The following is an 18,525-nucleotide window of genomic DNA, read 5'->3' on the forward strand; positions in this document are numbered from 1 at the left end:
CGTGGCCTGGGTATAAAGACGGCATATGGATTGGGGGCACAGGGCCACGGACCTGCCTGTGAGACAGATCGAGGCAGCAGCAAGCTCATGGACGTACCGTCATCTGCCTGACATATGCCTTTGCTCAAATGTAATCGTTTTCATTTTGACGGCTGAGCGTCATGGCCAATGTTGGAATTCTGGATGTCGCCAAAGCAGCGCAGGTATCGGTTGCCACGGTATCGCGCGTTATCAATGAACCTGAAAAGGTGGGCAACAAGACCCTGCAGCGTGTGCAAGCCGCCATCCAGGCACTGGGTTACGAGCCCAATGCCTCGGCCCGCAGCCTGCGTAGCCAGCGCAGCCGTGTGATTGGTGTGGTCCTGCCTACCTTGCTCAATCCCGTCTTTGCCGAGTGCCTGAAAGGAATTGCCGATACCGCTACCCGCGGCGGCTACGCCATCCTGCCCTTCTTTACGGAATACCACCTTGAGCGTGAATCCCAGGCCGTGGCCCTGCTGTTGGCCAGCAACGTGGAGGGCATTGTTCTGGTGGTCTCAAATCCCGCTCGCTCCCCCGCGTTGGAGCGCTTGAGCAAAACATCCTGCCCTTATGTGCTGGCCTACAACCAGCATCCCGAACACCCCTGCGTCACCGTCAATGGTGAACAAGCCATGATTGAGCTGATTGGCCATCTGGCAAAACAGGGCCATCGCCGCATTGCCATGGTGAGCGGGCACTTGCATGTTTCCGACCGTGCCCAACAACGTAGTCGTGGTTACCTCAAAGGGATGGACCGTGCCGGCTTGGCCCCCATGCCACTGCTGGAAGTGCCGTTTATGAATCAAACGCCTGACGACCAGGCAGCTTCTGCCACCAAGAAGAGTGGTCTTCATCTGGCCTGCGTCGCCCGGCTTTTGCGCCAGACAGATCGGCCTACCGCCGTCATCGGCTCCAATGACTTGATTGCCATTCGTTGCTTGCGAACCGCGCAACAGATCGGCCTGCGCGTCCCCCAGGACATCAGCATTATTGGCTTTGACGGCATTGGCCTAGGCGCGGAGCTGTTTCCCCGCCCCGCCACCATCGTCCAGCCCAATGAGGAAATTGGCCGCCAGTGCATCGGCTTGCTGCTAGGTGCTATCGCCCGGCAGCAGCCTGTTCCGGCTCAAGAGTCGATATTGCTGCCCTACACCTTTGATCCGGGTGAATCCTGCGCCCCCTCTCCGTTCCAACTACAGGCGCCCTGACGATGCTGTGCCCTCCTTCCCGGGAAACGTTCCCGTAACGCCCCCTGCCTGCAAGCCATGCCGGCTTTATTTAGCCCCACTTACTGACTGGAGTGAACAACCATGAAACATATTTTGAGCACCTTGGCATGCCGTGTCGCATTGCCATTGGCCATGCTGACATTCGGCAATGCGGCCGCCGCACAGACGGCAATTTGCTACAACTGTCCACCTGAATGGGCTGACTGGGCCAGCCAGATCGAGGCCATCAAACAGCACACCGGCATTACCGTGCCCCCAGACAACAAGAACTCGGGCCAGTCGCTGGCTCAACTGGTTGCCGAATCGGCCAACCCGGTGGCCGACGTGACCTACCTGGGCATTACCTTTGCCATTCAGGCCCAAAAAGAAGGGGTGACTCAGGCCTACAAGCCCAAGGGCTGGGAGCAGATTCCGGAAGGTCTGAAGGATCCGCAAGGACATTGGTTTGCCATTCACTCCGGCACCATGGGCATCATGGTCAACAAATCGGCCTTGGGTGATGTACCCGTACCTGCCTCCTGGAACGATTTGCTCAAACCGGAATACAAAGGCTTGGTTGGCTACCTGGACCCGTCATCCGCCTTCGTGGGCTATGTGGGCGCCGTGGCGATCAATGAAGCCCTGGGCGGCACCATGGATAACTTTGATCCGGCCATCAACTGGTTCAAGGCCTTGCAAAAAAACAATCCCATCGTCCCCAAGCAAACCGCCTATGCCCGCCTGATTTCCGGCGAGATCCCCATCTTGCTGGACTACGACTTCAGCGCCTATCGCGCTCAATACAAGGACGGCGAGGATGTGGCCTTCGTGATTCCGCAAGAAGGCACGATTGTCGTTCCTTACGTGATGTCCCTGGTCAACAAGGCACCGCACACCGAAGAGGGACGCAAAGTGCTGGATTTCGTGCTGTCCGAGCAAGGACAGTCCATCTGGGCCAATGCCTTCCTGCGCCCGGTTCGCAGCAGCGCCATCAGCGAACAGGCACAGTCGCGCTTTTTGCCTGACAGCGAATACGCCCGTGCCAAGGCGATTGACTATGACCGCATGGCACAAGGCCAGAAACCCTTTGCCGAACGTTATCTGGCCGAGGTCCGCTAAGCGGCTCTCTGAGATGTGGAGTTAGCGTATGCAAGGCAAATACCTGTTACCCCTGTGCTCGGCACCTGCTGTGGCCTTTTTTGCTGCCTTCTGGCTCTTGCCTGCGGCACAGCTTCTGGCACTGCCCGCACAAGAAGGCATGCACACCTACTGGGTCGTCCTGACATCGGGGCGTTACTTGCAGGCCCTGCTGCAAACGCTGCTCCTGTCCGCCATCGTGACGCTGGCGACCCTGGTACTGGGCGCCATGGTGGGTATCGCGATGGCTCGCCATCGCGTACCTGCCAAGCGTCTGCTGCTTTCCTTGATGACCTTGCCCCTGTCTTTTCCGGGCGTGATCGTCGGTTTTTTCATTATTTTGCTGGGTGGCCGGCAGGGGCTTCTGGCTCAGATCACGCAGGACCTGGGTTTGGGACGCGTGACCTTTGCCTATGGCTTGCTGGGTCTGTTTCTGGCCTATCTGTACTTTTCCCTGCCCCGCGCCATTGCCACCTATACCGCGGCGGCCGAATCCATCGACCGCAATCTGGAAGAGGCAGCACGCGCCTGCGGTGCCTCGCGCTGGGCCGTCGCCAGAGACGTCTGGATACCGGAACTGGCACCGACCTCATTGTCCTGTGGCGCCATTGTGTTTGCCACCTCCATGGGCGCTTTCGGCACGGCCTTCACCTTGTCCAGCCGCTACGAAGTACTGCCCATCACCATCTATAACGAATTTACCAATTATGCGAATTTCACCCTGGCCGCCAGCCTGTCCATTTCCTTGGGGCTGCTGACATGGTTTACCTTGTGGATAGCCCGGCGTCTTGTGCACGACCCATCCGTCATCGCGTGAGGGCTCCATGAAGCAGACTTCTTCTAGCGGCATGAATCGCCCTGCTCCTGTGCTCCTGGCTGTGACCGGCCTGACTATTCTGTTTCTGCTTGGACCCATCCTGATTTCCGTTATGGCGGGCCTGGTCAACAACTATCGCCTGGGCCTGAAAAGCGGCCTGACCCTGAAATGGCTGGAACAGGTATGGGTGAACTACGGTGCTACGGTCTGGCTATCGCTGCAACTGGCTCTGCTGTGCGTGCTGGCTGTCATCGTGCTTGGCGTGCCCTGCGCCTACGCATTGGCTCGCAGTCGCTCGCGCCTGGCCCGGACCTTCGAGGAACTGCTGACCTTGCCAGTAGCCGTTCCCGGTATGGCCTCCGCGCTGGCTCTGCTGTTGGCCTACGGCTCCTTGCAAGGTTTTCGCCAAAGCTTCTGGTTCATTTTGGTAGGCCACATTGTGTTCACTTTGCCCTTTATGGTGCGCACCACAAGCGCGGCCTTGCAAAAACGCAGCCTAGTGGATCTGGAAGAGGCCGCCCGATCCTTGGGCGCCAACTTCGGCCAGATCTTTTTCGGCATTTTGCTGCCTGCTATCCTGCCCGCGATTGTGGCGGGCAGTCTGATGGTTTTCACCTTGTCCCTGGGCGAGTTCAACCTGACCTGGATGCTGCATACACCGCTGACACGTACCCTGCCTGTGGGACTGGCGGACAGCTACGCCTCTATGCGCATTGAGGTGGGCTCAGCCTATACGCTGATTTTCATGCTCGTCATCTTGCCCGTGCTCTGGGGGCTGCAAACACTGGCGCGCTTGCTGGAGAAACACGATGGAAACTAAACACGTCCCGGTGCGCATCGAACAATGCGCCAAAACTTATGCGGATGGCACGCGGGGGTTGCACCCTAGCACGCTGGACATCGCCCCCGGCGAAGTCATGGCCTTGCTCGGGCCTTCAGGTTGCGGCAAGACCACCTTGCTGCGATTGATCGCCGGCCTGGAGATGCCGGATGCCGGCAGCCGCATTCTGTTCGATGGGCAAGACGTCACCCATTTGCCGATCGAGAAACGTGAGGTGGGCATGGTGTTTCAACACTACGCCCTGTTCCCGAATATGACGGTAGAAGCCAATATCGGGTATGGCCCCAAAATCAAGGGCATGTCACAGCCCTTGCGTCAGGAGCGGGTCGGCGAGCTGGTCGACCTGATGCGTCTGAATGGCCTGGAAAAACGCCTGCCCTCTGCCCTGTCCGGTGGACAGCGACAACGCGTTGCCATCGCACGCGCCATTGCCAATCAACCCCGTGTTCTGCTGCTGGACGAACCCTTGGCCGCACTGGATGCCAAGCTGAAAATCTCTTTACGCGATGAGCTAGCTGAATTGCTGCGACGACTACGCATCACCGCCATTCACGTCACCCACGACCAACAGGAGGCCTTTGCGATTGCCGACCGGCTGGCCGTCATGCACGAGGGCCGCATTATTCAGACTGGCGATGGGGAAAGTCTGTATCGCAACCCCACCCATCCCTTTGTGGCAAGCTTTCTGGGCCGTGTAAATGTGTTGCGACGCACGCAGCAAAGCTGCTCACGCAATGAAATTCGGCTGGCTGATCTATGCCTGCCGTGCCCCGACTCGTTGCGCGATGCCACTGAGCTCTTTGTCAGACCGGAAGACATTACCGTTTCCTTGGACAGAAACACGGGCTGGGCACAGGCACGAGTCCATCAACGCAGCTTTATGGGCGGACGGGTGCAACTGACACTAGGCGTGGAAGGCCAGGCAGACATGATTGCTGAAGTTGACCGTGACCACGGGGCAGTCGCCGGCAGTATCGTGGGCATTCAGATCAATCCGCTCAAGCTCATGCCGGGCACCCTGCCACGTCCCCAGGAGACCCCCGGTTGATCATGTTCTTAAACAAGTCCTTCACCTCTCCCACAGAACCTCTGACACAGGCAGCCCCCCACCTGGGGCGGCTCGGAAAAAGATGCTGAAAACATTACTGATTCAAATGACAGACCCGCATATCAGAGAAAAAGGCAGGCTGGCATACGGACGTCTGAATACTGCGCCCTATCTGAAACAGGCTATTGAGCATGCTCTGGCCCTGCCCCAAAAACCGGATGCCATCGTTCTGACGGGCGATCTGACTGATTTTGGGCGAGCACAAGAATATGCACACTTGCGCAGCTTGCTCGCCCCCTTGGGAGCTATTCCTGTGTACCTGTTGCCAGGCAATCATGACGACCGACAACAACTACGCGCAAGCTTTCCCGAGCATACGTACTTGGGCAAGGCTGGCCCCGTCTGCTACGGCGTGGATATTGGCGAGTTAAGACTATTGGCCCTGGATAGCGCCGTAGCGGGTGCCAGTGCGGGCAGCCTGGACCAGGACCAACTGGACTGGCTGGCAGCCGAACTGACCCAACAGCCCAAGCGACCCACCGTCATTGCCCTGCACCATCCCCCCTTCAACACCCTGATCGGCCATATGGACAAGATTGGCCTGCTCAATGGAGCGGAACAACTGGAGGCGATTGTGCGTCAGCACGGCAATGTGGAACGAGTGATCAGCGGACATTTGCATCGCAATATACAGATCCGCTTTGGCGGAACCATTGCCAGCACGGCTCCCTCTGTGGCCCACCAAGTCTGTCTGGATCTGGCTGAGGATGCCGCCTCGGCCTGGACGCTGGAACCGCCTGGCTATGCCGTTCATGCTCTGGACAGCGTGGGCCAGATCGTCACCCATACTGCCACTGTCGGTCAGTTCGACGGCCCCTTCGCCTTCCATGAGCCAAGCGGGAAACTGATCGATTGATTCGATACACGGCACAGCCTGACGACAGCGTGGCCTTGATGATCACGTCAAACCAAGTCGCGAAAACGGTCACCATTGAACAGAACCGCTCAAGAACGCTGGGCCAGTTCCATACAAAAACCCCAATGCCTGACTCAACAGGAATTGGGGTTTTTTGACACTGCTGATTCAGACCGGGGCGTCTGCTCAGAGACGCCCCGATCTGCATGCCATGTCTTACTTCTTGCTGTCTTTCAGCTGAGGCACAGCCGAACCAGCGGCAGGAGCCAACAGGCCAGCCTGGGTGTAAGTGAACAGCTTGTCGCGTGTGTCCACGATGTCCAGATTGCGCATGGTCAGCTGACCGATACGGTCGCGTGGCGAGAACATGCTGTCCACTTTTTCCATGCTCAAGCGCTCGGCCTTGTAGGTCAGGTTAGGCGAGACCGTATCCAGGATGGAGTAGTCATTACCGCGACGCAGTTCCAGCGTCACTTCGCCAGTAACAGCACGAGCTACCCAACGCTGGGCGGTTTCACGCAGCATGATGGCTTGTGGGTCGAACCAGCGGCCTTGGTACAGCAAACGACCCAAACGCAGACCGTTGATGCGGTACTGTTCAATCGTGTCTTCGTTGTGGATGCCGGTAACCAGGCGCTCGTAAGCAATGTGCAGCAAGGCCATGCCAGGGGCTTCGTAAATGCCACGGCTCTTGGCTTCGATGATGCGGTTTTCGATCTGGTCGCTCATGCCCAGACCATGACGGCCACCGATGCGGTTGGCCTCCAGCATCAGTTCCACAGGGTCGGAAAATTCCACGCCGTTCAGGGCAACAGGCTGGCCTTCTTCAAAGCGCACACGCACTTCTTCAGCGGCCACGGCCACATCGTCACGCCAGAAAGCGACGCCCATGATGGGTTTGACGATATTGATACCAGCGTTCAGGTATTCCAGATCCTTGGCTTCGTGCGTGGCACCCAGCATGTTGGAGTCGGTGGAGTAGGCTTTTTCGGCCGACATCTTGTAGTCGAAGCCGTTTTCCTGCATGTACTCGGACATCTCGGCACGGCCACCCAGCTCATCAATGAAAGTCTGGTCCAGCCAAGGCTTGTAGATCTTCAGTTCGGGGTTGGTCAACAAACCGTAGCGGTAGAAACGCTCGATATCATTGCCCTTGTAGGTGCTACCGTCGCCCCAGATATGGACGTCGTCTTCTTTCATGGCAGCAACCAGCATGGTGCCGGTGACAGCGCGGCCAATAGGCGTGGTGTTGAAGTAAGTGACACCGCCGGTGGTGATGTGAAAGGCGTTGCACTGCAAAGCGGCAATCCCTTCAGCCACCAGTTGCTGACGGCAGTCCACCAGACGGGCCAGCGTGGCACCGTATTCCTTGGCCTTGCGGGGGATCGCATCGTAATCGGGTTCGTCAGGCTGACCCAGGTTCGCGGTGTATGCGTAAGGGATCGCGCCCTTGTTGCGCATCCACAAAAGTGCAGCGCTGGTGTCCAGGCCACCGGAAAAGGCAATGCCGACCTTCTGGCCGACTGGAAGAGATTCAAGGATGGTTGTCATTATCGCGTCAGTAGTGGTGTGCAAGTACAGTTCCGCCCGTAAGACTCTATAGCAGAGCCGTGCCCGCGGCAGGATCAATATGTCATTATATCGTCTTGACCGACCCTGGACACCTTTGCGTAGCTGGATTTAATTACCCGATGAACTAGAACGTCCATTTTTACCTGGAGACAAGCCATGCCCGAGACACAAGCTCAACCCGCTATCAGCCGTTATCCCGTCCCTACCCTGGCCGAAATACCCGAGGATATTCGCAGCCGTATTGAAGCCGTGCAGGAAAAATCCGGTTTTATTCCGAATGTGTTTCTGGCTCTGGCACACCGCCCTGACGAATTTCGCGCCTTTTTTGCCTATCACGACGCGCTGATGGAAAAGCCCAGTGGTTTGAGCCATGCAGACCGGGAAATGATTGTGGTGGCCACCTCTGCCGCCAACCAATGTCATTACTGCGTGATCGCCCACGGTGCCATCTTGCGCATCCGCGCCAAGAATCCGCTGGTGGCTGACCAGGTGGCTGTGAACTGGCGCAAGGCCGATATCCCAGCGCGACAGAAAGCCATGCTGACCTTCGCCATGAAAGTCTCGCAAAACGCCCAGGAGATTGAAGACGCGGACTTCCAGGCCCTGCACGAGCACGGCTTCAGCGACGAGGACGCCTGGGATATTGCCGGTATCAGTGCCTTTTTTGGTCTGAGCAACCGCATGGCCAACTTCATGTCCATGCGCTGCAATGACGAGTTCTACATGCTGGGACGCGTTCCCCGCTAAGCATGATGCGTTACGCCCTGATGTTTGCCGGGTGGATATGTGTAGCGCTGGCTGTTGCCGGCGCTATTTTGCCCTTGCTGCCTACCACGCCTTTTGTTCTGCTGGCCGCCTGGTGTTTCTCCCGCAGCTCTCCCCGCTTTCATCAATGGCTGCTGGATCAGCGCCATCTGGGTCCCTATTTACGCAACTGGGAAAACGGCCAGGGGCTGACCCGCCAGGCCAAACGCCGGGCGCTGATCATGCTGTGGTTGTCGCTGGCCGCCTCGGCCTGGCTGACCAGCCACTTGGGCTGGTACCGACTGGGCTTGTTAATTCCGGGCTTTTTCGCCACCCGATATTTGCTGCGCGCCAAAACCCTGGATGACACCCCATCAGGGCCTGTGCAAAAATAGCCTGCTTGAACCGATCCTGGCTTGACCCCTTTTAGCTTGAAAAACCCATGTCCCATCCTGTCATCTTGCTGGCTGCCGCCTACATCACCAACTCTGAAGGCCAGATTCTCCTGGTCCGCAAACGTGGCAGCGCCTATTACATGCAGGCAGGTGGCAAGCTGGAAGCAGGTGAAACGCCGCTGCAAGCCCTGCAACGCGAACTGGACGAAGAACTGGGCCTGAAGGCGGAAGAAACGGCCCGCGCGCACTATGAGGCGTATTTTGAAAGTCCGGCCGCCAATGAACCTGGCCACGTGGTTCATGCCCATGTATTTACCTTGACGGTCGATCGCGACATTCAGGCTGCCGCCGAGCTGGAAGAAGCGCGCTGGGTCAGCCCACAGGAAATCCGTTCGCTGACACTGGCCCCCTTGCTGGCCGATCACATTCTGCCGCGCCTGTGTACACAGGCCGCTACCTAAGGTTCAAGCTGCAGCAGACTTGCTGCTGTCTTGTGCCGCCCAAACCACGAACCGCCTATTTTTTGGCATAATGTCGCCCTTGAGTCCCCTCTTGCGGGGACGCAGCTATTTGCCCGACTAGCCCGCGATGGCGGGCTTTCTTTATTGAGCGCTAATTTATGTCCTCTTTGCCCTGTCAAGGCGCAATCGTCACCTTTACCCTGCAGCAGTTGCGTGCCGCCACGCAAGCCGGGGGGATTTTAGGTGTGTCCATCAAAGGACAAGGCAATCATTTTTTTGTGCAAGTGGCCACGCGTGCCGGTCAGGCCGTGCTGGTTACCGCCCGCAGCAAAGATCCGCGCAGTTTCAAAAGCCCCTTGCAGGCCATGGTTCTGCTCAAGCAAGTGGGCATCGTCACAGGCCAGTTTGATCTGACCCAGTACTCGCCCGACCAGCATGAAACAGCCCCGCGCAGCCGTCGTCGCCCGGCCAAACCCAGCAAACTGGGACTGCGCTGGAACCGGATTGCAGAAAGCATCTCCAGCCCAGCTCAACCTTCTTTGGATGATCCCAGCCTGGACATCAGTGAAGAACAGACGCGTCGCCTGATCGCCAGGCAGGAAAACCAGCAGTTAAGCCTGCTGGGCAACTAGGCGCAACCCACTTGTATTTCTGGACGTATTAAGCGCATAAGCCGCGTCCAGAGCCTGCGCCAGATCCTGCTGCAAGTGCTGGGGCTCCTCCAACCCCACATGCAGACGCAACAACTGCCCTTCCCCGAACAAGGTTCGCCCATTGCGCTTGGGCATATCCATGGGCAAAGCCAGGCTCTCGAACCCACCCCAGGACAGACCGATGCCAAACAGGCGCAAGGTCTTGAAAAAGCGGGATAACTGCGCTTCGCTCAACGGTTCCAGAACGACGCCGAACAAGCCGGTAGAGCCGGTGAAGTCCCGCTTCCAGATCGCGTGACCGCGGTGCGACTCCAAGGCCGGGTGCAAAACCTGCTGCACCTTCGGGTGATTCTCCAGAAAACGAGCAATCTGCAAGGCACTGGCTTGGTGCTGACGCAAACGCACACCCAAGGTGCGCATGCCGCGCAGGGCCAGAAAGGCATCATCCGGCCCCGCAGTCTGGCCAAAATCATGCGCAGCCCGGCGCAACAAAGGCCAGGCGCGCTCGTTCGCCGTGGCAACTCCCAGCAAGGCATCGGAATGCCCTGTCAAATACTTAGTGGCGGCCTGAATAGAGACATCCACCCCATGTTCAAACGGCTTAAAAAACAAGGGAGTAGCCCAGGTATTGTCCAGGAGCACATACGCCCCCACCGCATGCGCACAGCGCGCTATCGCGGGAATATCCTGAATCTCGAAGGTGGCCGAGCCGGGCGACTCCACATACACCACCTTGGTATTAGGACGAATCAGGCTGGCTATGCCCTCACCCAAAGACGGCTCATAGAACTGCACCTGAATACCCATGCGGCTGGCCAGCACCTGCTGGGCAAACGCGCGCACCGGTCCATAAACCGAATCCGGTATCAGCAAATGATCCCCGACCTCCAACATGCCCAACAAGGCATGGGTACAAGCGGCCAATCCCGACGGAAACAGGCTGGCCTGAAACCCGCCTTCCAACTCGGCCACGGCCTGCGTCAAGGTTTGCAAGGTAGGGTTGGTGAAGCGGCCATAAGAGGCATAGGGATTGTCAGGCTCCTTGCGCTGCGCCCATTGCTCCAGATTGTCAGCCAGGATGGTAGAGCCTCGACAAACAGGCACATTCACAAAGCCGGCGGACACGCTGGTGTCCCGGCCCAAATGCGTCAAACGGGTATTTTGGTAATCGCAGTCCTGCATGCTGTTTTCCTGATCGTGATCGCTAGAGATGAATGGAAACAGTCTACGCAAGGGCCCAGGGGCAATTATTGCGTTCTTACGCTATGGCAGGCAGAATCAAGAGAATAAAAAACCACAATCAACAAGATTATTGGGAAATTATTTCCATGCTGGATAAATTCGACAAGCACATTCTGGAGATTCTCCAAAACGATGCCACCTTGGCCATCCAGGAAATTGCCGATCGGGTGGGTTTGTCCAGCACACCCTGCTGGCGACGCATACAGCGCCTGGAACAAGAAGGCTATATAGAGAAGCGGGTGGCGTTGCTCAGTTCGGAAAAGCTGAACGTCGGTGTGACGGTGTTTGTAGCCATCAAGACCAATCAGCATAACAAGCAGTGGTACAGCCAGTTTTCGGCCGTCGTGGAAGCAATTCCGCAAATTGTGGAGTTCTATCGCATGAGCGGCGATACCGATTACTTGCTGCGGGTGGTGGTGCCCGACATCAAGAGCTTTGACCGAGTCTACCAGCGTCTGATCTCGGAAATAGAGCTGACCGATGTCAGCTCCAGTTTCGCCATGGAACAGATCAAATTCACGACCCGCCTGCCCCTGGATTACGCCTGATACAAAGTTGCTGAAGGTTTAAAAGCTGTATTCCACGTCCAGCGTCTGGCCGATGGTCAGCACCTGGGGTTCAGATTCAACCAGCATGGCCTGCATGCCAAACAAGGTACCTTGCGGAAACTGACGGCTTTGCGCCAAGGCCAGGCCAGGCTGCGTCCCCACATCTGCCGTTCGCTGATTCACGTTGGGCATGGGGCAACGGGTGCAGGCGCGGATGAAGGCAAAGCTCAAACCCTCGCTGCTCAGGCCCAGTACATAGTCTTCTTCATAAGCGGGCAAGCCCTCAAAGACCACGTTGGCACGGAACCGATCCATGGGCACGGCTTGTTCGCCAGACTGCTGCACCAGACGATTCAGCTCCTCCAGAGATGCCTCGTTGGTAAACAGAAAAGGCAGGGCATCCGCAAAACCAAAACCATTGAGCTGGTCGCCAATCTGACGCCAGCCCTGGGACTTTTCTTCCCAGGGGCGCACACGTTCAGTCAGTACATACCGACGGGCACGACTATGGTTACGTAATACTCGGCAAGGCGTCTGTAAAAAGTCGCTGAACCATTGCGCGACCTGATCCCCCTCGTCCCGACCCAGGGTGTCCGAGCTCCAGATACGCACAGACACGGCGACATTATCGCCTGCCGGAGCATCCAGAGACCAAGACAAAGGCTCCATACCGGGCGCCTGAACCGTAATCTGCCCGTCCTGCACCAAGGGCTGGATCAGGGCCATGCGCGGCCAGCGGCGCTGCGTCATGAACACGCCCTGCTGATCAACCACGACCCACTCGCGGTCATAGGCCAGGCCCGCGACGCTGACCTCCACGCCCTGCGGGTGCGCCTGGGCGGCACAGGATTTGATGGGATGAGTGAACAGGCCGGTAATGGTAATCATGGGTCGCAATAGCAAAAGGCAAGATAAGGGATTTATTCTAAAACAGCCTGGCCGCCAGCCCGCTCCTGCTTTGGCGACAGATTGCAAACAAGTGGGTCAGAGACATCGGCCCTGGAAAATTATTCCATGGCAACGCTTGACAAGATCACAAACCTATGAGTTAATAGTTGATTGATTGCACCAACACATCCATTACATTAAGCACGTGCGATCAACATTTTTTTTGAATGTACCCATGTAAACAAGGCCTCTTTGGCCTTCTGGCATGTCCCCAAACATGCGGGTATTCATTCACCACGGCGACGACAGCCACATCCAGACTTATTTTTTGCATCGTAGCGGACTCGCTCCGTCCATGTGCTTGGCAAACGAATAAGGCGCTGTCCATGCTGCCACAGAGCGCGTGTGCCTGAGGTTTTTACCGTTCAGTCAGCGATGTTCTATATTGAAATAGCAATGGCCTGGCCTTCTGTGTGAAGACCGGTCCATCATGGTGTCATCAAATCTCAATAAAAAAACGATGTAATGACGCCACATGATAAGGAAAAAAATATGAAAAATATCTATCCAACCGGTTTGATCTCGCGCCCTGAGCATATTGCCTTGAACAAAACCGATATTCGCATTGGCGATACTGTTTACCTGCAACCTAAAAACGGCCCTCGTATGGCCGGTACCGTGATCTTCAGCTCGCCTGTACATGGCTGCACCACCTATACTGCCGATGCTCAGAACCAGGACGCCAACGTGCGTTTCCGCTTCCGCCTGCAGGACGTGCATCATGTGGCCCCACGCCACTCCATGCCCGCTCTAAACTGAAGCTTTGCCACCTAATTGATACGGGGCGCGCAATGCAACCCCCGCATTAATTTCATTTAATAATAGTTAATTACAATTTGTAATGGGCGTTCCTGCTTTCATCCTAAAATAGTGGCGGCTTAAAACTTATCCGACGCTGTAAAGCGTCCACGTTGAGCGTGCGCTCCTATGGCAACGGATATGAAACCAAAGCAGGCTTTCTGCTTGCGCCCGCCGCGGCGCTCTTCCTCTCTCTCCCGTTTTTTTCTGTTCAGCCTGGTCCTGCTTTTGACCCTGCTGGGTACCAAGCTGCGCCATTACGACGCGCTAACTATTTTCTGGCCTGCCGAAGCTGTACTTCTGGGCCTGTTTATCCGCCGTCCTGACTGGGCCAGCCAAAAACTGAACTGGCTGATCATTACACTGGCCTACTTCTGTGCCGAGCTGCTGGCCCATAACCCGCTGTCCATTGCCCTGCTCCTGACCGTGGCCAACGTCAGCGGCGTCAGTCTGGCGTATTGGCTGATCACCCGCAATCCTTTGCTGGACCTGTCCCTGCGTCACCCTCAAGCCATGCTCACGCTGGCAGCCTACTACGGCCTGGCCTGTGTGTTATCGGCCTTGCTGGGCGGCTTTGCCCTTTATCTGCATACCAGTCAAGATCTACCCTTGGCAATCCTGTCCTGGGTGCTGACGGGCTTGATCTCCTATACGGCCATCCTGCCCGTTATCCTGACCGCCCCCGCCCGCCCGTGGCGCCGCTTTCTGGAATACTGGAACGAACCGCACCTGATGAGCCTGTCCCAGCTGGCGCCCGCGCTGTCCTTGTTCTTGACCAGCTTGCTGAGCCTGCTGATTGATGGCCCGGGCTCTCTGGCCTTCCCCGTCCTGCCTTTATTGTGGTGCGCCCTGAGCTACTCGCTCTTTTCCACCACCTTGTTGACTCTGTTCTACGTGCTCTGGACGCTATTTGCCTTGAGCCAGCCCATGTACTTCCTGCCCAGCCAGCTCCATACCTCGCTGGATCTGCTGTCGCTGCGCATTGGCATTGCCTCCATCGCCCTGGCTTCAATCACCAGTGCCAGCCTGATGTCAGCCCGAAATCTGGCGGTTGAGAAGCTGCAGAAGCTTGCCCACCACGATGCCCTGACCGGCCTGCTCAACAAACAGGCTTTTTATCAGCAAAGCCAGGCCATATTGACTCAATGCCGTCTGAAACAAGTTCCCATCAGCGTCATCGTTCTGGACATAGACCACTTCAAACCCATTAACGACACCCACGGCCACCATGTCGGTGACCTGGCCTTGAGTGCCATCACCCAGCGTATTTCACTGGCTTTGCGCGATACTGATCTATGCGGCCGACTGGGCGGCGAGGAATTTGGGATCTTATTGCCTGATTGCAGTGCGCAGCAGGCCCATGCTGTCGCTGAGCGTGTCCGTAAAAGCATTTCCCTGCTGCCCTTTTCCCTGGACAACGAGCAGCAGCTGACCATGACTGCCAGCTTGGGAGTTGCCACTCTGGAACCCCCAACCCTCGATCTGCACGCCTTGCTGCGCCAGGCCGATACGGCCTTGTACGAGGCGAAACGCGCGGGCCGGGACCAAAGTTATTCCTATCATTCCCCTGCACCCAAGACGGGGACTTGACGCTATCCGTAAGCAAACCGATACTGATGTTTCAATACGAAACAAAACATCAGGGAGTGGTGATATGGCGTCAGTTTATGGCTCGCCTTTGTGCCAGGCATGTTTGACCTTGCCACAGGGTATAAGTACTAGCCAAGCGCATGCCGATTTGCGTTTACTGGGACAACACCCCCCCTCTGCCGACGGCGCCCACGAAACCCAGTACCGCTGCCTGAGCTGCCAGACTCACTGGCTGCTGCGCACCAATCGCTGGGGCGTTCCCGAGGGGTTTCGCCTCAAGCCCATATAGGCAAAGGCAGGCACATGCACTACCATGACAGCTTTGTCTGTTAGCGATTCCCGTATGTCTGCCCTGCTGTTTGATACTGAAACCACCGGCACTGCCAAACCTCAAGTCATCGAGGCGGCCTGGTTGCGTTTGAGCGACCCGGTCTTCTTGCTAGTCAATGAAGAATTTGAGCAACGCTATCGACCTGATGAAGCCAATACGCTGGGCGCCTTGGCCACCCATCACATCTATGACGAAGAGCTGCAGGACTGCCCCTCGCATACCGAATTCCAGCTGCCCGCCGATACCCAATACATCATTGGCCACAATGTGGACTATGACTGGGGCGTGGCCGGCTCGCCCAATATCAAGCGTATCTGTACCCTGGCCCTGTCACGCCACTTGATCCCAGGCCTGGACAGCTACAGCCAGTCCGCCCTGATTTATCACATTGACCGCGCCAACGCGCGCGAGCGCCTGCGCAATGCACACAGCGCGCTGGCCGACGTGCGCAATTGTCTGTCACTGCTGCAGTACCTGCTGGGTCTGAAGCAAAACATCAACACCTGGGAGCAGCTGTGGCAGTTGTCCGAGCACGCACGCATTCCCACCGTTTTGCATTTTGGCAAACACAAGGGCATGGCCATTGCCGATGTGCCACAGGACTACAAGAACTGGCTGCTGCGCCAGCCGGACCTGGACCCCTATCTGATCAAGGCTTTGAAGGTCTAAACCTCAAGGTTCGTAAAATCCCTAATGGCTGTCTGCCACCTTATGCTCAATGATGAAGGTCCCAACAAGAACTTCATGAGGTGGCAAATGATCGAGGTTGCATACGTCACGAAAGATATGCGTCGGGACCCTTACGAACGAATTACCCATCTTGGAGGTGCAGGCTGGCAACGCTCTCAACCGGATGTTGTCCAGCAAATTGAGCAGGGCCAGGAAGATTACTACATTCTTCTGGATGGCATTCCCGCCAAACTGATCGTGGCGCTCAGCCGTTTTGGTGCCAAGTACCTGAAAACTGAGCTTGAAGTTGAAGAGCCTCATATTTTGCTCAGCCTTCCCAGCCAGGCTGCCTGAACCGCCCGGCCTTCCCTCCACTCCCTGCCAGGGACCACAAAAAACGCGGCTTGAAGCCGCGTTTTTCATGCCTGCCTTAAAGCCCGCTTAGGGCTTGAGCAAGTGCCACTGGCCATTACGCACGGTAATCAATTCACGACCGCGCTCGTCAAAACCGCTATGGTCCTCGGGCGACATGGTGTAAACACCTTGGGTCGCCACCAGATCACGAGTTTGCTCCAGAGCATCACGCAAAGCCGAACGGAACTCGGGTGTGCCCGGCTTGGCCTTGCTGGCCGCCTCAGGAATGGCCTTTTCCAGCAACAGGCCTGCGTCATAGACGTTGGCGCCAAAGGTGGCAGGAGCCTGGCCATAACGCTCGGTGTAGCGTTGGATGTAATCCTGAGCGATCGGCTTGGCAGGGTTGCTGTCTTCAATTTCCGGCAAAACCAGCATCAGGCTGGCGGCCAGAATAGTACCTTCAACCTGCTCGCCCCCCAGACTCAAGAAGGCGGGCAAGGCGGCGCCGTGCGTTTGATAGATTTGCCCTTTGTAACCTTGCTTAACCAAAGTCACTTGCGGCAAAACGGCCGCAGCACCTGTACCGGCCACCAGAACCACGTCCGGTTTGGCGGCGTAAATCTTCAGAGCCTGACCCGTTACCGATGTATCCGAACGCACATAGCGTTCCGTGGCCACAATCTTGATATTGTTCGCGTCCGCCAGCTCCTTGAACACGCTCAACCAGCTCTCGCCGTAGGCATCGTTAAAGCCCAGGAAACCGGCCGTTTTCACACCGTTGTCGACCATATGCTTGACCAGGGCCTGAGCAATAATGTCGTCGTTCTGGGTAGTTTTAAAGATCCATTTCTTCTGCTCGGTCATGGGCAGCACGACGGACGCCGCGCCCACCGGGGCCAGTACGGGTGTACCCGAGTCAGCCGCAAACTGGATCAAACTCATGGCGTTGGGCGAGCCGGTAGGCCCGATCAAGGCATCGATCTTGTCCTCGGAAATCATTTTCTTGAACAGCGTTACTGTCTGGTTCGGATCACTGGCGTCGTCCATGGAGACGTATTCAACCGTCAGATCTCCGACCTTGGTCGGCAAGAGGGGCACCGTATTGCGCTGTGGCAAGCCAACCACCGCGGTTGGCCCGGTGGCCGAGGCGATCACACCAATTTTGACTTGTGATTGGGCCGGTGTGGCCAAGGCAGCCAGAACAACGGACAAAGCAAAAGCAGTTCGAGTCAATTTCATAATATGCAGAGCTGATTAAGCCCTTCCCCCCTTGATATCAGCGCAGCCGCGCCTATATGGATTGATCTGGACATAAGATACCAAATTCCCCATGCCACACACGCCTTCTCAGGCGATTTTCTCCGGCAGGTCTGCTTACAATTGTACGCGGGCGCGCCCAATAAAGTAGTTTATAACGAAGCTACTGTTTACCCTTGATAGAGCGAATCCATGTCACTTCAGCAAATGTTGCAACAAATTCTGCAAAGCGGCCAAAGCGCACTGAAACAAGGCCAAGGTCAGTTGAACACTTCCGGCCTGGGTAAAAAAATCAGTGAACAAGCAGGCGGTTTTGGCGGCGGCGCCGTGGTAGGCGGCGTTCTGGGCGTTCTGCTGGGCAACAAGAAGTTCCGCAAAATGGGAGGCTCCATGGCCGCCTATGGTGGAGCCGCTGCCCTGGGCGCCTTGGCCATCAAGGTCTACCAAAACTGGCAGGAACAAAATGCGGGCCAACAAGCGGCCCCCACTCCAGTGCAAGCCGTTCCACCCGCCCCATTGCCTTTGGCCGCCAGCAGCCAGGCCGACACTCACGCCATGGTCATCCTGGCCGCTCTGGTCTCTGCCGCCAAGGCTGATGGCCACATCGGCGATGCCGAACGTGAACTGATCGACGCCGAGATCAATAAAATGGCTGCCCCTGAACAGGCACGGCACTGGTTGTCCCAGGAGCTGCTCAAGCCTGTTGATCCACAAGCCGTCGCCCAACTGGCGCAAACACCCGAGATGGCCGCCGAAATCTACTTGACCAGCGTACTTGCCATTGACGAGCAAAGCTATATGGAACGTGCCTACCTGGATGAGCTGGCACGTTTACTATCCTTGCCAGATTCTTTGCGTAAAAGTCTGGATAATCAAGTACAGGCTTTACAGCAAGCGTAAATCTGCAGCGGGGCCATTCCACGAGAATGCCCTGGCTCTGATTGCTTTTCTTTTCACCTCTGGGCTAAACCCTCG

20 protein-coding genes are annotated in these 18,525 nt (G+C 56.9%); 16 read left to right on the forward strand and 4 right to left on the reverse strand.

Features of this window, described 5'->3' with window-relative positions; translation table 11 throughout:
- The first annotated feature begins 161 nt into the window (after positions 1-161).
- From Q9R35_RS09485 to Q9R35_RS09510, 6 genes are all read left to right on the forward strand, one after another.
- A complete protein-coding gene (locus tag Q9R35_RS09485; protein ID WP_199265639.1) occupies positions 162-1,229 on the forward strand; it encodes a LacI family DNA-binding transcriptional regulator in 1,068 nt (355 codons plus the stop codon).
- Positions 1,230-1,331: 102 nt separating this feature from the next.
- Positions 1,332-2,348: an ABC transporter substrate-binding protein gene (locus tag Q9R35_RS09490; RefSeq protein ID WP_144433418.1), complete on the forward strand. Its 1,017-nt coding sequence runs from the start codon at positions 1,332-1,334 to the stop codon at positions 2,346-2,348.
- Between the two features lie 28 nt (positions 2,349-2,376).
- On the forward strand, positions 2,377-3,183 hold the full coding sequence (locus Q9R35_RS09495) for an ABC transporter permease subunit (protein ID WP_311219759.1): 807 nt from the start codon (positions 2,377-2,379) through the stop codon (positions 3,181-3,183).
- 31 nt (positions 3,184-3,214) lie between these two features.
- Positions 3,215-4,003: an ABC transporter permease subunit gene (locus Q9R35_RS09500; protein ID WP_311219780.1), complete on the forward strand. Its 789-nt coding sequence runs from the start codon at positions 3,215-3,217 to the stop codon at positions 4,001-4,003.
- The gene (locus Q9R35_RS09505) at positions 3,993-5,072 is read left to right on the forward strand and encodes an ABC transporter ATP-binding protein (protein WP_063693158.1); all 1,080 of its coding nucleotides are present in this window, start codon (positions 3,993-3,995) and stop codon (positions 5,070-5,072) included. Before Q9R35_RS09500 ends, Q9R35_RS09505 begins: the two co-directional genes overlap by 11 nt.
- 82 nt (positions 5,073-5,154) lie before the next feature.
- Positions 5,155-5,988, forward strand: coding sequence for a phosphodiesterase (locus Q9R35_RS09510; protein WP_063693160.1), 834 nt, complete (start codon positions 5,155-5,157; stop codon positions 5,986-5,988).
- Between the two features lie 216 nt (positions 5,989-6,204).
- On the opposite strand, the gene argG is transcribed toward Q9R35_RS09510, so the two are convergent.
- Positions 6,205-7,539, reverse strand: coding sequence for an argininosuccinate synthase (gene argG / locus Q9R35_RS09515; protein ID WP_035268236.1), 1,335 nt, complete (start codon positions 7,537-7,539; stop codon positions 6,205-6,207).
- Positions 7,540-7,716: 177 nt separating this feature from the next.
- On the opposite strand from argG, the gene Q9R35_RS09520 reads away from it, so the two are divergent.
- The 4 genes from Q9R35_RS09520 to Q9R35_RS09535 all read left to right on the forward strand — a co-directional run bounded on the left by Q9R35_RS09520 (position 7,717) and on the right by Q9R35_RS09535 (position 9,792).
- Positions 7,717-8,307 (forward strand): peroxidase-related enzyme, encoded by a 591-nt coding sequence (locus tag Q9R35_RS09520; protein WP_042487962.1) that lies wholly within the window; start codon positions 7,717-7,719, stop codon positions 8,305-8,307.
- A 2-nt stretch (positions 8,308-8,309) separates the two neighbouring features.
- Positions 8,310-8,699 carry a YbaN family protein gene (locus Q9R35_RS09525; protein WP_311219760.1) on the forward strand — a complete coding sequence of 130 codons (390 nt, stop codon included), beginning with the start codon at positions 8,310-8,312 and terminating at the stop codon, positions 8,697-8,699.
- A gap of 47 nt (positions 8,700-8,746) precedes the next feature.
- Positions 8,747-9,160 (forward strand): NUDIX domain-containing protein, encoded by a 414-nt coding sequence (locus Q9R35_RS09530; RefSeq protein WP_311219761.1) that lies wholly within the window; start codon positions 8,747-8,749, stop codon positions 9,158-9,160.
- A 158-nt stretch (positions 9,161-9,318) separates the two neighbouring features.
- A complete protein-coding gene (locus tag Q9R35_RS09535) occupies positions 9,319-9,792 on the forward strand; it encodes a hypothetical protein (RefSeq protein ID WP_009455589.1) in 474 nt (157 codons plus the stop codon).
- Here Q9R35_RS09535 and metC read toward each other — a convergent pair.
- Entirely contained in the window at positions 9,772-10,995 is a 1,224-nt protein-coding gene (gene metC / locus Q9R35_RS09540) for a cystathionine beta-lyase (RefSeq protein WP_311219762.1), read from the reverse strand. The two genes, Q9R35_RS09535 and metC, sit on opposite strands and share 21 nt — an antisense overlap.
- 146 nt (positions 10,996-11,141) lie before the next feature.
- On the opposite strand from metC, the gene Q9R35_RS09545 reads away from it, so the two are divergent.
- Entirely contained in the window at positions 11,142-11,603 is a 462-nt protein-coding gene (locus tag Q9R35_RS09545) for an Lrp/AsnC family transcriptional regulator (RefSeq protein WP_009455584.1), read from the forward strand.
- Between the two features lie 18 nt (positions 11,604-11,621).
- Here the strand turns inward: Q9R35_RS09545 and Q9R35_RS09550 are convergent, their stop codons facing one another.
- Positions 11,622-12,491: an MOSC domain-containing protein gene (locus tag Q9R35_RS09550; RefSeq protein WP_063693163.1), complete on the reverse strand. Its 870-nt coding sequence runs from the start codon at positions 12,489-12,491 to the stop codon at positions 11,622-11,624.
- Between the two features lie 552 nt (positions 12,492-13,043).
- Between Q9R35_RS09550 and Q9R35_RS09555 the strand changes: the two genes are divergently transcribed.
- From Q9R35_RS09555 to Q9R35_RS09570, 4 genes are all read left to right on the forward strand, one after another.
- Positions 13,044-13,310: a hypothetical protein gene (locus Q9R35_RS09555; RefSeq protein WP_063693165.1), complete on the forward strand. Its 267-nt coding sequence runs from the start codon at positions 13,044-13,046 to the stop codon at positions 13,308-13,310.
- Between the two features lie 180 nt (positions 13,311-13,490).
- On the forward strand, positions 13,491-14,939 hold the full coding sequence (locus tag Q9R35_RS09560; protein ID WP_086068185.1) for a GGDEF domain-containing protein: 1,449 nt from the start codon (positions 13,491-13,493) through the stop codon (positions 14,937-14,939).
- 313 nt (positions 14,940-15,252) lie between these two features.
- Positions 15,253-15,939: a 3'-5' exonuclease gene (locus Q9R35_RS09565; protein ID WP_231691479.1), complete on the forward strand. Its 687-nt coding sequence runs from the start codon at positions 15,253-15,255 to the stop codon at positions 15,937-15,939.
- A gap of 87 nt (positions 15,940-16,026) precedes the next feature.
- Positions 16,027-16,293 carry a DUF3892 domain-containing protein gene (locus Q9R35_RS09570; RefSeq protein WP_223254016.1) on the forward strand — a complete coding sequence of 89 codons (267 nt, stop codon included), beginning with the start codon at positions 16,027-16,029 and terminating at the stop codon, positions 16,291-16,293.
- Positions 16,294-16,380: 87 nt separating this feature from the next.
- On the opposite strand, the gene Q9R35_RS09575 is transcribed toward Q9R35_RS09570, so the two are convergent.
- The gene (locus tag Q9R35_RS09575) at positions 16,381-17,532 is read right to left on the reverse strand and encodes an ABC transporter substrate-binding protein (RefSeq protein WP_042487986.1); all 1,152 of its coding nucleotides are present in this window, start codon (positions 17,530-17,532) and stop codon (positions 16,381-16,383) included.
- Between the two features lie 210 nt (positions 17,533-17,742).
- Between Q9R35_RS09575 and Q9R35_RS09580 the strand changes: the two genes are divergently transcribed.
- Positions 17,743-18,450 (forward strand): tellurite resistance TerB family protein, encoded by a 708-nt coding sequence (locus Q9R35_RS09580; RefSeq protein WP_042487989.1) that lies wholly within the window; start codon positions 17,743-17,745, stop codon positions 18,448-18,450.
- Positions 18,451-18,525: the final 75 nt, after the last annotated feature.

Source organism: Alcaligenes sp. AB3, assembly GCF_031844565.1.
In the GTDB taxonomy this organism is placed as follows: domain Bacteria; phylum Pseudomonadota; class Gammaproteobacteria; order Burkholderiales; family Burkholderiaceae_B; genus Alcaligenes; species Alcaligenes faecalis.

Excerpts from the sequence above, each read along its gene's own strand:
- Q9R35_RS09485 (WP_199265639.1), top strand. The coding sequence starts at position 162 with ATGGCCAATGTTGGAATTCTGGATGTCGCCAAAGCAGCGCAGGTATCG.
- Q9R35_RS09490 (WP_144433418.1), top strand. The coding sequence starts at position 1,332 with ATGAAACATATTTTGAGCACCTTGGCATGCCGTGTCGCATTGCCATTG.
- Q9R35_RS09495 (WP_311219759.1), top strand. The coding sequence starts at position 2,377 with ATGCAAGGCAAATACCTGTTACCCCTGTGCTCGGCACCTGCTGTGGCC.
- Q9R35_RS09500 (WP_311219780.1), top strand. The coding sequence starts at position 3,215 with ATGAATCGCCCTGCTCCTGTGCTCCTGGCTGTGACCGGCCTGACTATT.
- Q9R35_RS09505 (WP_063693158.1), top strand. The coding sequence starts at position 3,993 with ATGGAAACTAAACACGTCCCGGTGCGCATCGAACAATGCGCCAAAACT.
- Q9R35_RS09510 (WP_063693160.1), top strand. The coding sequence starts at position 5,155 with ATGCTGAAAACATTACTGATTCAAATGACAGACCCGCATATCAGAGAA.
- argG (WP_035268236.1), bottom strand. The coding sequence starts at position 7,539 with ATGACAACCATCCTTGAATCTCTTCCAGTCGGCCAGAAGGTCGGCATT.
- Q9R35_RS09520 (WP_042487962.1), top strand. The coding sequence starts at position 7,717 with ATGCCCGAGACACAAGCTCAACCCGCTATCAGCCGTTATCCCGTCCCT.
- Q9R35_RS09525 (WP_311219760.1), top strand. The coding sequence starts at position 8,310 with ATGATGCGTTACGCCCTGATGTTTGCCGGGTGGATATGTGTAGCGCTG.
- Q9R35_RS09530 (WP_311219761.1), top strand. The coding sequence starts at position 8,747 with ATGTCCCATCCTGTCATCTTGCTGGCTGCCGCCTACATCACCAACTCT.
- Q9R35_RS09535 (WP_009455589.1), top strand. The coding sequence starts at position 9,319 with ATGTCCTCTTTGCCCTGTCAAGGCGCAATCGTCACCTTTACCCTGCAG.
- metC (WP_311219762.1), bottom strand. The coding sequence starts at position 10,995 with ATGCAGGACTGCGATTACCAAAATACCCGTTTGACGCATTTGGGCCGG.
- Q9R35_RS09545 (WP_009455584.1), top strand. The coding sequence starts at position 11,142 with ATGCTGGATAAATTCGACAAGCACATTCTGGAGATTCTCCAAAACGAT.
- Q9R35_RS09550 (WP_063693163.1), bottom strand. The coding sequence starts at position 12,491 with ATGATTACCATTACCGGCCTGTTCACTCATCCCATCAAATCCTGTGCC.
- Q9R35_RS09555 (WP_063693165.1), top strand. The coding sequence starts at position 13,044 with ATGAAAAATATCTATCCAACCGGTTTGATCTCGCGCCCTGAGCATATT.
- Q9R35_RS09560 (WP_086068185.1), top strand. The coding sequence starts at position 13,491 with ATGAAACCAAAGCAGGCTTTCTGCTTGCGCCCGCCGCGGCGCTCTTCC.
- Q9R35_RS09565 (WP_231691479.1), top strand. The coding sequence starts at position 15,253 with ATGACAGCTTTGTCTGTTAGCGATTCCCGTATGTCTGCCCTGCTGTTT.
- Q9R35_RS09570 (WP_223254016.1), top strand. The coding sequence starts at position 16,027 with ATGATCGAGGTTGCATACGTCACGAAAGATATGCGTCGGGACCCTTAC.
- Q9R35_RS09575 (WP_042487986.1), bottom strand. The coding sequence starts at position 17,532 with ATGAAATTGACTCGAACTGCTTTTGCTTTGTCCGTTGTTCTGGCTGCC.
- Q9R35_RS09580 (WP_042487989.1), top strand. The coding sequence starts at position 17,743 with ATGTCACTTCAGCAAATGTTGCAACAAATTCTGCAAAGCGGCCAAAGC.